Raw genomic sequence first — 13,745 nt, 5'->3', positions numbered from 1 at the left:
CCCCGCGCCGCGCCGCACCGCAGCTAGAAGTGCTGGTGCCGCCTCTCGAGCGCCGCGCCTTCCACGTCGACGTTGGGAAGGATGCGGTCGATCCACCTCGGCAGCCACCATGCCGCCCGCCCGAGCAGATGCATGAGGGCGGGCATGAGCAGCATGCGCACGACGAACGCGTCGAGCAGCACGCCGAACGCCAGCCCGAAGCCGATCGAGCGGATCATGGTCGACTCAGAGAACACGAAGCCACCGAACACCGACACCATGATGAGGCCGGCCGCGATCACGACCGAGCGTCCGGCCCGGAAGCCGCGCATCACAGCGAGCCGCGCCTCCGACCCGTGCACGTACGCCTCCCGCATACCCGAGGCCAGGAACAGCTGGTAGTCCATGGCGAGGCCGAACAGGATGCCGATGAGGATGATCGGCAGGAAGCTTAGAATCGGCCCCGTGCTGTGAATGCCGAGCACGTTCGCGAACCACCCCCACTGGAACACCGCAACCGTCGCGCCGTATGTCGCGAACAGGGACAGGATGAATCCGCCGGTCGCGATGAGCGGAACGAGCAGAGACCGGAACACCAGGATCATGATGAGCAACGAGAGACCGACCACCACAACCAGATAGATGGGCAGCACGTCAGACAGCGCCTCAGAGATGTCGATGTTGATGGCCGCCTGGCCCGCCACACCGAGCGTGACGCCGTCGGAGATCTGCGGCAGATCGCGCAGGTCGCGCACGAGATGCTCGGTCGACACGCTGTTCGGCCCGTGAGCAGGCACGACCTGGAACGCGGCGAGCCTGCCGTCCTCCGAGACCGCGATGGGCGCGACCGCGTCCACATCTCGCTGGTCCGCGAGCTTCTGCGCAATCGTCACCTGTTCCGCGAGCTGCTGATCCTTGTCGAGGCCGTGCGGCAGCGTCGCCGTCACGAGAAGCGGGCCGTTCGCCCCCGCCCCGAACTCGTGCTCGGTCACGGTGAACGCCCGGTACGACGCCGAACCCTCCGGCTCCGTCGACCCATCGGGCAGCCCCACCCGCATCGACAGCGCGGGCATCGCCACGATCAGCAGCGCCACCACACTCACCAGCACGGTCACGACCGCCCGCACCGTCGACATCGGCCGCACGACCGGCGGCTTCATGCTCTCGTGCCCGATGCGCGATCGAGCGCGGCGACTGAGCAGCCGCGTGCCGACGAGCCCCAGCAGCGCGGGCGTGAGCGTGATCGCGATCAGCACCGCGACCGCCACGCACACCGCCCCCACCGTGCCCATGAGCCCGAGGAACGGCACTCCGGTGACGTTCAGGGCGAGCAGCGCCACGATCACCGTGGTGCCGGCGAAGACCACCGCGTTGCCCGCCGTGCCGTTCGCGAGCCCGATCGACTCGTGCACGTCCGCGCCCTGCAGCACCTGCTTTCGATGCCGATTTATGATGAACAGCGAGTAGTCGATTCCCACCGCGAGCCCCAGCATCACCCCGAGCACCGGCGTCACCGAGGCCATCTGCACGACGCCGGAGAACGCCAGCGACCCGACCACGCCGATGGCCACGCCGACGATCGCGGTGACCAGCGGCAGCACCGCGGCCACGATCGAGCCGAGCATCACGATCAGCACGATCGCCGCGAACACCACACCGGTCGCCTCGCCAACGCCGAAGATCTGGGGCACGCCCTGCGAGATCTCGGTCGAGAACGACACGTCGACACCCGTGATCGGCTTCGACTCGAAGTGGTCGACGACGGCCTGCTTGGCGTCCTCCGAGAGTTCGAGCCGCGGCTTGGTGAACGCCACGTTCACGAGCGCGGTCGAACCGTCTTTCGACACCACGCGGATTCCCTTGGACAGCGACGCCAGCGTCGCCCCGTTCTCAAGCTTCGTGCTCTGCGCCTCGAGCTTCTTCTTGCCGTCGGCGAGCTCCGACTTCTTCTCGTTGAGCTGCGAGCGCTGGTCGTCGAGCTGGTGCTGCGCAGCATCCAGCCGAGCGGATGCCGCTCCCGCGCCATTCGCGCCCTCCCTCGCCTGGTCCAGCTGCGCCTGGGCCGCATCGAGCTGCTGCTCACCCGCCGCAAGCTGCGCCTCGCCGGCCGACAGCTGCGCCCTGGCGTCGGATATCTGCTGCCGCCCAGCCGCGAGCTGCTGCTTCTGGTCGGCACGTTGCTGCTCGGCCGTGAACGGGTTGACGACCGTCGCGACGTCGGGCAGGTCATCCGCGTCGGCGATCAGGTCGCCGATCTCGTTCTTCTGCTCGGCATTCAGCGCCGAGCCGTTGTCGGTGGTGAACACGACGGTGCCTGAGGCGCCGCTGAAGTCGGGCAGCCTGTGCTGAAGGGTGTCGATGACCTCCTGCGAGGCGGTGTTTGGCACGTCGAAGCTTGAGGAGAGCCCCTTGAAGCCGACGAGGAACCCGCCGGCGGCAATGGCGAGCACGACGACCCACGCACCGATGATCACCCACGCTCGACGTGCCGCGAACGTGCCAAGGCGGTACAGCAATTCAGCCACTGCGAATCCTCTCGAAGATCTCCGGAAAAGATCATACGCAGCGTCTCATCTAGAAAGATGTACGTAGGATGTGAGCATGTCCGAGCATCGCCAGGGGCCGGTGCGCAGCGAGGCCGCCCGCGCATCGATTCTCGGCGCGACCGCCACGCTCTTTCAGACACGCGGCTACGACCAGCTCACCATGGAGGGCATCGCGGCCGAGGCCGGCGTGAGCAAGCAGACGATCTACCGTTGGTGGCCCTCGAAGAGTGCCCTCGTCTCCGACTGCCTGCTCGAGGGCCTCATTCTGCCCGACCGCTTCAACGTGCCGAGCACGGGTGACGTTCGAGCGGATATCCTCGCGTGGCTGCAGGCGATCTTCCGCGTGCTCGAGCAGCCGGGCGGCGAGGACCTACTGCGGTCCCTCATCGCCGCGGCCGCGGAAAACGTCGACGTGGGACGCCGCCTGCACGAGAGCCTCGGCGCCACCTCGTCGGTGATCAACCGCCTGCAGGAGGCGGTCGAGGCCTCACAACTGCAGCCGGATGCGCCACTCGCCGAGATGGGTGAGGCGCTCTTCGGCGCCGTCATCCTGCGCGCCCTCAGCCGCTCCCCCGCCGACACTCAGGCCTCGGCCAGGCTCGTCGACGCCGTGCTCGGCACCGCGCCGCGCTGACCGCCCCGTCTCAGCCGCGCGGCCTCGTCCACCAGAACTCGAGCTGAATGTTGTCGGGGTCGCGGAACACGAGGGCCGTGCCAGAGCCGGAGGGTGCGTCGGTCACGGGCGAATGGTCGACTCCGAGTTCGCTCAGCCGCTCTTCCCAGCCATCGAGCTCCGCGCGCTCCGACACCGAGAAGCCGACGTGATCGAGGCCGGGCCGACGCTCGTCGAAGCGGTCGGCGGCGGGTTCGTTGTGCTGGTTCAGCCCGATCACGAGGCCAGTCGCCGGGTGCACGAGCACGATCATGATGCGATTGTCGAGGTCGGCGCGTCGCGCGCGTTTCAGGCCAAGCGTCTCGACGTACCAGGCCGCGCTCTTCTCGGCGTCCGAGACCGTCAGGTCGAGATGGCTGATCGTTCCGAATTCGGGCATCGCACTACTCCGTTCCGTGGCATGCCAAGACTACGCGCGCTCAGGCAGCCAACCATGCGGTGGCGGCGACGACGATCGCCGCCGTCGCCGTGCGCAGCGTCGGCTCGATCGGCGGCGCGAACCGCGGCGAGTGGTTCGAGGCAATGTCCTGCTCGATCGTCCCTGCCGCCTTCGCCCTGGCATATGCCTCCGGGTCGGCCCCGCCGACGCCCCAGTACGAATACGGCACGCCAAGCGCATCCGGAATCTCGCTGAAGTCCTCGCTCGCCGTCTGCTGCGCGAGTTCGGTCGCGGCCGGCCCGAAGTACTCCGAGAACGCGGCGGCGACGGTCGCGGTCACGCCTGCGTCGTTGACCGTCACCGGGTAGTGCTCGTAGTACTCGAAGGTGGGCGGTTTCGGTGAAGCGGATGCCGCGCACTCGGCCCGCACGATGCGTTCGATGCCGTCGACGATCGTCTGCCGCGTGGCGTCGCTGTACGTACGAATGTTCAGCTCCAGCGTCGCCCGATCCGAGATGATGTTGCTCTTGGAGCCCGCCTCGAGCCTGCCGATCGTCACGACCGCGAGCTCCCCCGGCGGTACGATGCGCGAGACGACCGTCTGCAGCCGCACCACGATCATGGCGGCCAGCACCACGGGATCCACCGTGAGGTTGGGGGCCGACCCGTGGCCGCCGCGGCCGAACACCGTGATGCGCAGGTTGTCGGCGCTGGTGAGCACGGGCCCGACACGGGTTCCCACGGTTCCCGAGGGAATCGGCAGCACGTGCTGCGCGAGGGCGACGGTGGGCGTCGGAATGAGGTCGGCGAGCCCGCCGTCGAGCATGATCTGTGCCCCGCTCGCGATCTCCTCGGCCGGCTGGAACAGCGCGATCAGCGTGCCCGCCCACCGGTCGCTCGACTCCGCGAACAGGCGCGCGGCGCCGAGCAGCGCCGACACATGAACGTCGTGCCCGCACGCGTGTGAGAGCGCCACTTCGGCCCCGTTCTCATCCGTCGCGGTCTGCGTGCTGGCGTACGGCACGCCGCTCTCCTCTTTCACGGGCAGCGCGTCCATGTCGGCTCGTACCAGAACCACCGGGCCCGGGCCGTTGCGCAGCATCCCGACCACTCCTGTGCTGCCGATCCGATCGTGCGTCTCGTAGCCCCACTCGCGGAGCAACGCGGCCGCCTTCGATGCCGTGCGGGTCTCGTGATTGCCGAGTTCGGGATGCGCGTGCAGATCGCGATAGAGGTCCTCCTGCGACGCCGCAATCCCCTGCTGCCCACCGAGCACGGCCCGCGCCGCCTCCACCGTCGACGTCGATGCCTTCATGCCGGCCCCTCTCCTGGGTTCTCAGCGTACGCTGACGGCGATCTCGTTCTTCCACGGGTCGTCGAAGCGCAGCGTTCGGCCGTCGTCACGCACCGCGATGCGCTGAGCCGACAGCCGCTCGCGAAGAGCGCCCACGTCGTCGAGATCCGGGAGTTCGATGGCGACCTGACCGAGCCCGAGGGCCGGCGAGCGGTCGAGCGCTCCCCTGCTCTGCCACGTGTTCATGCCGAGATGGTGGTGGTAGCCACCGGCCGAGACGAACAGCGCCTGCGCGCCGAACTCGGCGGTAACCTCGAAGCCGAGGGTGTCGGCGTAGAACGCGCGGGCGCTGGCGATGTCGCCGACCTTCAGGTGCACGTGGCCAACGGTCGCGCCGGCGGGAAGGGCGCCGGCAGCGGCATCCGTCAAATGGGCCTGGAGAAAGGCGTTCGGGTCGAGGTAGCGGGTGTCCATGGCGACGTGGTTGCCGTTCCACTGCCAGGTGCTGCGTGGCCGGTCCCAGTAGAGCTCGACGCCGTTGCCCTCGGGATCGTCGAAGTAGAGCGCCTCGGAGACCAGGTGGTCGGAGCTGCCGGTGAACGCGCCGGGGTATTTGGTGGCGACCGAATAGAGGGCACGGGCGAGGCTTGCCTGGCTTGGGAAGAGCAGGGCCGTGTGGAAGAGCCCGGCCGCGCCCTCGGCGGCGTGCTTCAGCAGGGGCGAGTGCTCGAGAATCACGAGCGGCTGCCCGGCGGAGCCCAGTACCACGCTGTCGCCGGCCTGCGCGAGCGTCGAGAGCCCGACGCCGTCGCGGTAGAACGCGGTCATCGCATCGAGGTCGGCGACCTTGAGCGTGACGGCACTCATGCTGGTGCCGGCGCTGATCACGTCTCGCTTCGTCATTGACTCTTCTTCTGCCGTCGTTGTGTTCATTGTCTGCCTTCCTGGCCGATTACCTGGCCTATTACGGATGCGCGGCCGATTGCGGATGCGCGGCCGATTACGGATGCGCGGCCGATTACGGATGCGCGGGGCGCGTGCCGATCAGCGTACGAGCCCGAACCCACCGGTCCACGCGATCTGCTCGCCCGCAGCGAGGGTCAGCTGCAGGAATCCGAGCGCCTCGAGCTCGTGCGCGCGACGCAGCGAACCGGCGTCGATGGCGGCAACTCCGCCTGCCGCGACGAGCGCCGAGAGAGCCGACTTGGCCTCAGCATCGTCACCCGCGATCAGCACCGTCGTCTGCAACGGCCCGACCTTCTTCGCACCAAGCGTTGCGGCGAACGTGGTGTTGAACGCCTTGAGCACCCGGGATTCGGGAAGCACGGCAGCGATCTCGGCCGCGGCAGAGCTGCCCTGCGGCACGGTCAGCGAGTCGAACGTCTCGAAGTTGAGCGGGTTGGTGATGTCGACGACGATTTTGCCCGACAGCTGGTCGCCGTACTGGGCGATGATGCCGGAGACGGCCGGGTACGGCACCGCGAGAACGACAATCTCGCCCGAGACGGTGTCGGTCTTCTCGGAGTGGCCGATATATTCGACGGTCGCACCGCCGCCGGCGAGAACGCCGCCGATCGCGTTCGCCATTGCGCCGGTTCCGATGATGCTCACTGCAGTCATGGGGTCTCCTTCTCGATTTCCGCTAAACGGGTGTCCATTGGTTGTATCTACAAGTAATATAGCGTGATTTAGTTGTAGCTACAACTTTTCGAGTAGAATCGCTGCATGACCGACGCGAAATGGCTGAACGACGAGCAGCTCGTCGTCTGGACCCGCTTCGTCGCGGTGCTGCAACTCTTCCCGGCGGCGCTCGACGCACAGCTGGAACGGGACGCGCAGCTCACTCATTTCGAGTACTTCACGCTCGCAATGCTCTCCGAGGCCCCGCAGCGAACCATGAGAATGACGGCGCTTGCGGGCTTCACGACGGCGAGCCTGGCCCGCCTCTCGCGAGTCGTCTCGAACCTCGAGAAGCGCGGATACGCGAAGCGCCAGCCGTGCCCGGAAGACCGCCGCGCCACCAACGTCACCCTCACCCAAGACGGCTGGCAGAAGGTGGTCGCAACGGCGCCCGGGCACGTCGACCTGGTGCGCAGCATCGTCATCGACACCCTTACCGCCGAGGAACTGACCCAGCTCTCGACGATCTCAGCCAAGCTGCTCAGCAAGCTGGACCCGCAGGCCCGCATGGTCGCGACCGCCCGCTCCCAGACGCCCCCGCCCGTCTGAGCGCCTCGCCGCTACCTCGTCGCGAGCCGTTCGAGCAGCGCCTTCAGGGTTCGCACCTCGTCGTCACTCAGCGGCGCAAACGACGCACGCACCACCGCGGTGGCCACCGCCGTTCCCTCAACGAGCGCGGCCGCACCCGTCTTGGTGATGCGGTGACGGATGGCGCGGCCCGGCCCGTCGACTCGCTCGATCAGCCCGCGTCTCACCATGCGCGTGGCGAGCGTGCCGAACGCCTGCTCGCTCTGGAACGTGAGGTTCGCGAGGTCGCGCAGCGACGCATCCGGGTTCTCGTCGAGGTGACGCAGAGCATCCCACTGCACGAGCGTCAGGCCGAGGGCGCGCAGGCGCGCGTCGAGTTCCTTGTGGTGCCGCGCCTGCACTCGCTTGATCGCGAGCCCCGCGTCCCGCAGTTCTTTTCCATCCACGAGGCCAGCCTAATCGATAAACTCATCTTGCTTAGTTCAACATGCTTAGCTATGGTGAGGCCATGACAATGACAGAACCAGAATCGCGGATGCTGCGCAGCGACTCCCCCGCCGGCAGCATCGATTTCGCCCTCTCCGAATACGGGGCGGGTCGAACCGTTCTCCTCCTACACGGCGGGGCTGGACCGCAGTCGGTCGCGCCGTTCGCGCCGCTCCTGGCCGCGAGCGGATTCCGGGTAGTCGTTCCGACACACCCCGGGTTCGCGGGCACCTCTCGGCCCGAGGGGCTCGACAGCATCCGCACGCTGGCCGTCGCGTACCTCGGCCTGCTCGATGCACTGGATGCCCACGATGTTCTGCTCGTCGGCAACTCGATCGGCGGCTGGCTCGCCGCCGAGATTGCTTCGCACAACTCGCCTCGGGTCACCGGTCTGGTTGTGGTCGATGCCGTCGGATTGGTCAACGCAGAGCATCCCATCGTCGACTTCTTCTCCCTGAGCATGGCCGAGGTCGGCGAGCTGTCGTATTACGAGCCGTCGAAGTTCCGTCTTGACCTCGACGCGCTGCCCGCTGCGGCGCGGGCCGCGATGGCAGGCAATCGCGCGGCGCTGCTCGCGTACGGGGGCACGACGATGGCAGACGCCACGCTCGTGGATCGGATCGACAGCATCCGCTCTCACACGCTGGTCGTGTGGGGAGCCGCCGATCGCATCGTCACGCCTGACCACGGTCGCGACTACGCCGAGCTCATTCCCGGAGCGAGGCTGGAGGTCATTGATACGGCCGGCCACCTGCCGCAGCTCGAGACGCCGGGGCGGCTGAGGGACCTGATCGTGCAGCACGCCGCCTGAGCGGCGGCGATACCGCGCGACCCTCGTTCTAGTAGGTCAGCGGGGCTGGGTTGATGATGCGGCCCCACGTGGACTTATTGCCCCAGAGGTTCTGTCGAAGCCCTTCCAGCTGCAGAATCTGGCTGTGGTCGACGAACAGGTTCACCTCGTTGCCATAGTTCTTGATGTACCACTCGTATACGGGCGGGTCTGCCGACTCGAACATCACGTGCTCGAGCCCGACGCCGTTGATGATCTCCGCTACCGGCCGGGTGTTCCACTCGACCACGTTCTCTGTGATGCCCTCCGACTCGATCATGATGATGTCGGCGCCGGCCTCAAGAGCCTTGTTGGCGCGAGCGATGAGATCGCCGACGTCCTTCGTGCCCTCTGCGGCCAGTTCAGCCTCGCCCGAGTCGCCGCCTGAGCCGAACTGGATGCCGAGTTCGGGCTTAGCCTTCAACCCAGCCTTCGTCACGCGTTCGATCAACCGCAACAGGCCCGAGGTCGGCACGGAGATGAAGCCGGCCGAGATCTCGATGACGTCGAAACCGACCTCCTTGGCTTCCTTCAGATACGCGTCGACCGCGTCCGGTCCGTAGCGCAGCACCGTCTCCAGCCAGCCGCCGGAGGAGATGTACGCGTCATGTTCGTGGGCAAGGTCGCTGAATGCACGCACCTGCTCGCGAGGAAGCAGGGCGAACGACCCGCCGGCCCATTTCACACCGTCCACCCACTGGCCGGCAGTCTCGAGCACGTCAGCGAGGTGTCGCATGCCGTAGGTGGAGTAGTACGGCCCTCGTACCTCGGTGATGCCGAGCGTGCGCGGCTTTTGGGGCCGATAGGCGCGGGGAATGAAGTTGAATGCGACATCCTGCGCGATCGCGTTGGCACTGCGGGGTGCGACGGCCCGCCCGGCCTCAGAGTTCCTGGGGCTGGTGACGGGGCTTGTGGTCATGGTCATGGTGTGACCTTCTTTCTCTTCGTGAATGCCGTGTGGGGCAGGAAGCTGGCGGCCGATTCAGCGCTCGAGTTGGTGCGTGCTGACACGGCCGAGCAACTGGCAGAGATCGCGCACCGTGTGGTGATCAAGGTCGCGCACCACGGCGGCGATCTCCTCACGCAGCTGGGGGTCGGCGAACCGACCGGCGACGGCATCGAACTTTGCGCGTGCCACGTTCCAGCTCATCGGGTCGGTGTGGAAACCCTCGTACGAGTTCTGCGTCGAGTGCAACACGGTTCCGTCGGACAGAATGACCTCGAGGCTCGCGGGCATTTCCGCAGGGAAGCGAGCGGAGAATCCATCGTCCGGGCGCACTTCCACCACGGCGAGCAAACGCTGGATGTCCTCCGCGCGTATCCGCTCCGGGGCGAAGCTGCGCGGGGTGACTCGCCCATCGAGCAGCGCCGCGGCAAGCAGGTACGGAAGCGAGTGATCCGCTTCTTCCTTGGTGCGCACGCTGTGCTTGTCGCCTTCCTCACCGCCCCCGATGATCGAGTAGGCCACGTCGAACGTGCGCAACCGCACCGTCTGAACGAGCGCCGCGTCGAACCCGGGCTGCGAGCGGATGTCCATGGCCGCGTCGAGTGCGGACTGCGAGTGAATCTCGGCGTTGTGCTTCTTGACGATCGTCATGTTCACCCGCTCGAGATCCTCTGTCGACCAGTCGATCTCGAACGGTCCCGCGATGGAGTCTTTGAAGCCCTTGTTGCCCTCGAAGACGAGTTCTGGGCCGGTGATGCCGCGAGAGGCCAGCAGCGCCGCGAAGGTGCCCTCTTTGGCCGTGTTCGGGTAGGCCAGGCCCTTCCAGTTGCTTAGATTGCCGGTGCGGGTCACCCGGAGGGCGTTATTGGCGGTTCCCGAGATCGCGATCGCATTCGCGGTCTGCGCCTCAGTCAGCCGAAGTGCCTTGGCCACACCAGCGGCGCTCGCGTACGCACCCTGTACGGTGTGGTCGAATCCCTTCGCCCGCACCGGGGCGACATCAGACAGCCGCGCCTGCACCTGGTAGGCCACGGCAAGCGCTGTCAGAAATTCCCTTCCTGTACCGCCGACCGATTCACTCGCTGCCAGCACGGCACCGAGGTTGTCGGACGGGTGGCAGGTCTCTCCCTTGGCGAGGTAGGCGTCCATGAAGTCGAGATAGCGACTGAGCGACACGTTGACGAAGGCCGCCCGATCGATCGATGTCTTCCCGCCGCCGATCATCGCGGCCTGCGGTGCGCCGCCAAGATCATCGACGAGCGTGCGGATGGCGATGATCGGCTCAGCATCGAGCGCGCCGATGGCGACACCGAGAGTGTCGAGCACACGGATCTTCAGCTGAGCGACCGCGTCGGCACTGAGATCATCGAACGATGCGCCGCCGACAAAGCGCGCCAAATCCTGGACTTCGGTCATGATGCGACCCGCGATTCTGAGCAGGTAGCCGCGCCCCAATCGGGCGGTCAGGGTTACCTAACTTCACTTATGACTCTGCCACAATTTATCTTGATGTCAAGATACTTTTTGCGTCGTCAGCGGGCGAGACGATCGAGCGCAGCTGCACGAGCGACTCGCGAACGAACGTGGCGAGGTGCTTCTGTTCGGTCGCCTGCGCGACCCAACCCGACAGCGCCGTCTGCAGCACCAGGCTCGCCAACCGTGCGATCATCTCGGCCGTCGGCTCATCGAGACCGCGCTCGCGCAGCACTTCCACCGCACTCTCCGAAGCAAGTTGCTGCTTGCGCAGCTCGCGCTCACGCAGACCATCATCGGTCGCGACGACCGATCGCCAACTGCGCATCACCGCAAACCGGGGCTCGAAGATGGCGGTCGCCGCCTCAACGAGACAGTGCTCGACGAGTTCCATGAGCGACAGTCCTCGCGGCGCGCTTCGCACGATCTCGGCGAATTGTTCGCGCATGTCGTCTTCGCCCGAGAAAAGCACCTCGCGCTTGTCGGCGAAGTAGCGGAAGAAGGTTCGAGTCGTCAGCCCCGCCCGTTCGGTGATCTGCGGCACCGTGGTTTCGGCGAAGCCCTGCTCGGTGAAGAGCTCCAGCGCTGCGCGCTCGAGGCGACCACGCGCATCCGGCACCCATCTCCCCATTTCTCCAGCCTAGCCGATGACACCCCATGTCATGCTATCGTCGGCAACGACACAACGTGTCATCACAGCGGCGAGAGGGAGTCACGACATGTCCAACGAAATCTGGGTGCTCGGAGCAACGGGGCGCACGGGTGCCCGTGTTGCGAGCCTGCTCGCCGGCCGAGACGCGCCCCTCGTGCTCGTCGGGCGAAACCAGGCCAGACTCGAGCCTCTCGCCCGCGAGTTGGGTGCGCGTGCGGTCGTCGCGGCAACCCCGGCCGACATGGCGGCCGCGATCCGCCGCGATGGTCCCGCCGTCGTTGTGAACACCGTCGGCCCCTTCCAGCACACCGGCTCGGTGATCGCCGACGCCGCCCTCGAAGCAGGCCACTACTGCGACATCGCCAACGACATCTCGACCTTCACGCAGCTGCTGGGGCGCGACGAGGCCGCCCGCCGGCTCGGCCACACGCTCGTCACGGGTGCCGGCTTCGGCGTCACGGCCACGGAAAGCGTCGTGACCTGGCTCACCGAGGGTCGTCCGCCCGCCGAGCGCGTGCGCGTCGACATGATCCCTTCGATGGAGAGCACCGCGGGCCGGCTCGGCGAGGCACTCGCCGCATCCTTCGTCGAGGGGTTGCCCGGGGTGGGCGGCGGCGGCCGGTTCCAGAGCAGACGCATCACGGATGGCCGACTCGCGCGCGCCCGCATTCTCAGCCGGCCGTTGCAGTTGACGACACCCGACGGCGACGCCGTGACCACCGCGCTGATGCCGCTCGGCGAGCTGCTCGCCGCCCACAACGCGTCTCGTGCGCGATTCGTCGACACGGCCTCCAGCGAAGCCCCATCCGGCCGAGCCGCTCGGGTGCTGCTTCCGGCAGTTCTGCCTCTTCTGCACGTCGGACCGCTGCGTCGCTCTGTCGCGCGCCGCCTCGCTGCCGTGATGCTGCCCGATCGCCCGAAGCCGCGAGAGCATTCGTGGGGGCACGCGCGTGCCGAGTGGGCGAACGGCGAGGCTCGCGAGGGGTGGCTGCGGCTGCCGGCCGCCAGCGAATTCACGGCGGCGGTGGCGTCTGAGGTTGCCTACCGGCTGCTGGCGGGTCAGGGCCACCCGGGGGCATACACGCCGGCGGCGCTCTTCGGCCCGTCGCTGGCAGAGGATTGCGGTGGCGAATACGTGCTCGCTGAGGCGCTGGCGTGACGCCGCAGAATCTCGCCCTCTGGCTGCCGAAGCCGGGCACACGGTTCGAGGTCGGCCACCCGCCGTATACGCCGCCGGGCCCGGGCGAGGTGGTCGTGCGGGTGCGTGCCGTCTCGGTCAATCCGATCGATGGCCTGCCCGGAATCGGCTACCGGCTGGCCCTGCCATGGCTGCGATTCCCCGCGATCATCGGCAGCGACGTGGCCGGCGAGGTGGTGGAGACCGGAGCGGGAGTGGGCAGACTCCAGGTCGGCGACCGGGTTCTCGGTATGGCGGTCGGCGTCGAAAAGGATCGAAACCGCGCAGCTGAGGGCGCCTTTCAGCGCTACGTGGTGCTGGTCGAGCATATGGTGTCGCCGATTCCCGACGATCTGCCCTTCGAGCAGGCATGCGTGCTGCCGCTGGCGCTCTCGACTGCGGCAACCGGCCTGTTTCAGCCGGACCACCTGGGCCTGCCGCTGCCCACGCTCAACCCGTCCGAGCGCGGCGAGACGGTGCTCATCTGGGGTGGCTCAACCAGCGTCGGCAGCAACGCCATCCAACTCGCCCGTGCGGCCGGGTACCGGGTTATCGCCACATGCTCACCGCACAACTTCGGCTACCTGCGCTCCCTCGGCGCCGCCGCGGCCATCGATCGCACCGCTCCCGACGCAGTCGGCCGACTGCGTGCCGCACTCGGCGACGACGTGCTCGCCGGCGCGTACGCGATCGGCTCCGGCTCGCTCGCACCGACGCTTGCGGTCGCCAGCACAGCATCCGGCCCGCGTCGTCTCACGAGCGCGCAGCCGACCGCGGCGATCCGCCTCCAGCTCCTGGCACGGCGGCGGCGCGGCGTGCACACCACCGGCGTCTGGGGCGGGACCCTGCGAAACAACGCCGTCGGGCCGAGCATCTACGCGCACTACCTTCCCGCCGCTCTCGCAAGCGGCACCTACCGCGCTGCGCCCGAAGCGGTCGTCGTCGGAGACGGCCTCGAGCAGATCCCGGTCGCGCTCGACCGCCTGCGCCACGGCGTCTCCGCCCAGAAGCTGGTCGTGCGCCTGTAACCGTCGCTGGCGCCCGTCAAGGAGCAGCCCAAGGCCGGATCCCGAAGCCACGTGCGCGTTCCCTCGGTAGGCTGA

Annotated in this window: 14 protein-coding genes; 5 read left to right on the top strand and 9 right to left on the bottom strand. The window is 67.5% G+C overall.

Annotation, left to right across the window (positions count from 1 at the left end; genetic code table 11):
* Positions 1–23: 23 nt before the first annotated feature.
* Positions 24–2,504 (bottom strand): MMPL family transporter, encoded by a 2,481-nt coding sequence (locus tag OSC27_RS03780; protein ID WP_267180067.1) that lies wholly within the window; start codon positions 2,502–2,504, stop codon positions 24–26.
* A 76-nt stretch (positions 2,505–2,580) separates the two neighbouring features.
* Here OSC27_RS03780 and OSC27_RS03775 point away from each other — a divergent pair, with 76 nt between their 5' ends.
* Positions 2,581–3,159: a TetR/AcrR family transcriptional regulator gene (locus OSC27_RS03775; protein ID WP_267180066.1), complete on the top strand. Its 579-nt coding sequence runs from the start codon at positions 2,581–2,583 to the stop codon at positions 3,157–3,159.
* 10 nt (positions 3,160–3,169) lie between these two features.
* On the opposite strand, the gene OSC27_RS03770 is transcribed toward OSC27_RS03775, so the two are convergent.
* The 4 genes from OSC27_RS03770 to OSC27_RS03755 all read right to left on the bottom strand — a co-directional run bounded on the left by OSC27_RS03770 (position 3,170) and on the right by OSC27_RS03755 (position 6,491).
* A complete protein-coding gene (locus OSC27_RS03770; RefSeq protein ID WP_267180065.1) occupies positions 3,170–3,577 on the bottom strand; it encodes a VOC family protein in 408 nt (135 codons plus the stop codon).
* 40 nt (positions 3,578–3,617) lie between these two features.
* The gene (locus tag OSC27_RS03765; RefSeq protein WP_267180064.1) at positions 3,618–4,892 is read right to left on the bottom strand and encodes an amidohydrolase; all 1,275 of its coding nucleotides are present in this window, start codon (positions 4,890–4,892) and stop codon (positions 3,618–3,620) included.
* A gap of 21 nt (positions 4,893–4,913) precedes the next feature.
* A complete protein-coding gene (locus OSC27_RS03760; protein WP_267180063.1) occupies positions 4,914–5,774 on the bottom strand; it encodes a VOC family protein in 861 nt (286 codons plus the stop codon).
* A 141-nt stretch (positions 5,775–5,915) separates the two neighbouring features.
* On the bottom strand, positions 5,916–6,491 hold the full coding sequence (locus OSC27_RS03755) for an NADPH-dependent F420 reductase (protein WP_267180062.1): 576 nt from the start codon (positions 6,489–6,491) through the stop codon (positions 5,916–5,918).
* A gap of 105 nt (positions 6,492–6,596) precedes the next feature.
* On the opposite strand from OSC27_RS03755, the gene OSC27_RS03750 reads away from it, so the two are divergent.
* On the top strand, positions 6,597–7,100 hold the full coding sequence (locus OSC27_RS03750) for a MarR family winged helix-turn-helix transcriptional regulator (protein WP_267180061.1): 504 nt from the start codon (positions 6,597–6,599) through the stop codon (positions 7,098–7,100).
* An 11-nt stretch (positions 7,101–7,111) separates the two neighbouring features.
* Here the strand turns inward: OSC27_RS03750 and OSC27_RS03745 are convergent, their stop codons facing one another.
* On the bottom strand, positions 7,112–7,525 hold the full coding sequence (locus OSC27_RS03745; protein WP_267180060.1) for a MarR family winged helix-turn-helix transcriptional regulator: 414 nt from the start codon (positions 7,523–7,525) through the stop codon (positions 7,112–7,114).
* 62 nt (positions 7,526–7,587) lie between these two features.
* Between OSC27_RS03745 and OSC27_RS03740 the strand changes: the two genes are divergently transcribed.
* Positions 7,588–8,376, top strand: a complete 789-nt coding sequence (locus OSC27_RS03740) for an alpha/beta fold hydrolase (protein ID WP_267180059.1) — start codon at positions 7,588–7,590, stop codon at positions 8,374–8,376.
* 28 nt (positions 8,377–8,404) lie between these two features.
* Here the strand turns inward: OSC27_RS03740 and OSC27_RS03735 are convergent, their stop codons facing one another.
* From OSC27_RS03735 to OSC27_RS03725, 3 genes are all read right to left on the bottom strand, one after another.
* Positions 8,405–9,319 (bottom strand): phosphosulfolactate synthase, encoded by a 915-nt coding sequence (locus tag OSC27_RS03735; RefSeq protein ID WP_267180058.1) that lies wholly within the window; start codon positions 9,317–9,319, stop codon positions 8,405–8,407.
* A gap of 57 nt (positions 9,320–9,376) precedes the next feature.
* Complete coding sequence (locus OSC27_RS03730) at positions 9,377–10,756, bottom strand: MmgE/PrpD family protein (protein WP_267180057.1); 1,380 nt, start codon at positions 10,754–10,756, stop codon at positions 9,377–9,379.
* An 85-nt stretch (positions 10,757–10,841) separates the two neighbouring features.
* Positions 10,842–11,444 carry a TetR family transcriptional regulator gene (locus OSC27_RS03725; protein WP_267180056.1) on the bottom strand — a complete coding sequence of 201 codons (603 nt, stop codon included), beginning with the start codon at positions 11,442–11,444 and terminating at the stop codon, positions 10,842–10,844.
* Positions 11,445–11,532: 88 nt separating this feature from the next.
* Between OSC27_RS03725 and OSC27_RS03720 the strand changes: the two genes are divergently transcribed.
* Both OSC27_RS03720 and OSC27_RS03715 read left to right on the top strand, forming a co-directional pair.
* Positions 11,533–12,624: a hypothetical protein gene (locus OSC27_RS03720; RefSeq protein ID WP_267180055.1), complete on the top strand. Its 1,092-nt coding sequence runs from the start codon at positions 11,533–11,535 to the stop codon at positions 12,622–12,624.
* Positions 12,621–13,670, top strand: coding sequence for a zinc-binding alcohol dehydrogenase family protein (locus OSC27_RS03715; RefSeq protein ID WP_267180054.1), 1,050 nt, complete (start codon positions 12,621–12,623; stop codon positions 13,668–13,670). Before OSC27_RS03720 ends, OSC27_RS03715 begins: the two co-directional genes overlap by 4 nt.
* Positions 13,671–13,745: the final 75 nt, after the last annotated feature.

This window comes from Microbacterium sp. STN6 (assembly GCF_026410545.1).
Taxonomy (GTDB): Bacteria; Actinomycetota; Actinomycetes; order Actinomycetales; family Microbacteriaceae; genus Root112D2.
This window is presented reverse-complemented; position numbering and strand designations above follow the sequence as displayed.

What these genes read in the sequence shown, in the direction of transcription:
- OSC27_RS03750 (WP_267180061.1), top strand. Translation starts at nt 6,597, where the DNA reads ATGACCGACGCGAAATGGCTGAACGACGAGCAGCTCGTCGTCTGGACC.
- OSC27_RS03725 (WP_267180056.1), bottom strand. Translation starts at nt 11,444, where the DNA reads ATGGGGAGATGGGTGCCGGATGCGCGTGGTCGCCTCGAGCGCGCAGCG.
- OSC27_RS03770 (WP_267180065.1), bottom strand. Translation starts at nt 3,577, where the DNA reads ATGCCCGAATTCGGAACGATCAGCCATCTCGACCTGACGGTCTCGGAC.
- OSC27_RS03735 (WP_267180058.1), bottom strand. Translation starts at nt 9,319, where the DNA reads ATGACCATGACCACAAGCCCCGTCACCAGCCCCAGGAACTCTGAGGCC.
- OSC27_RS03720 (WP_267180055.1), top strand. Translation starts at nt 11,533, where the DNA reads ATGTCCAACGAAATCTGGGTGCTCGGAGCAACGGGGCGCACGGGTGCC.
- OSC27_RS03740 (WP_267180059.1), top strand. Translation starts at nt 7,588, where the DNA reads ATGACAATGACAGAACCAGAATCGCGGATGCTGCGCAGCGACTCCCCC.
- OSC27_RS03760 (WP_267180063.1), bottom strand. Translation starts at nt 5,774, where the DNA reads ATGACGAAGCGAGACGTGATCAGCGCCGGCACCAGCATGAGTGCCGTC.
- OSC27_RS03755 (WP_267180062.1), bottom strand. Translation starts at nt 6,491, where the DNA reads ATGACTGCAGTGAGCATCATCGGAACCGGCGCAATGGCGAACGCGATC.
- OSC27_RS03765 (WP_267180064.1), bottom strand. Translation starts at nt 4,892, where the DNA reads ATGAAGGCATCGACGTCGACGGTGGAGGCGGCGCGGGCCGTGCTCGGT.
- OSC27_RS03730 (WP_267180057.1), bottom strand. Translation starts at nt 10,756, where the DNA reads ATGACCGAAGTCCAGGATTTGGCGCGCTTTGTCGGCGGCGCATCGTTC.
- OSC27_RS03775 (WP_267180066.1), top strand. Translation starts at nt 2,581, where the DNA reads ATGTCCGAGCATCGCCAGGGGCCGGTGCGCAGCGAGGCCGCCCGCGCA.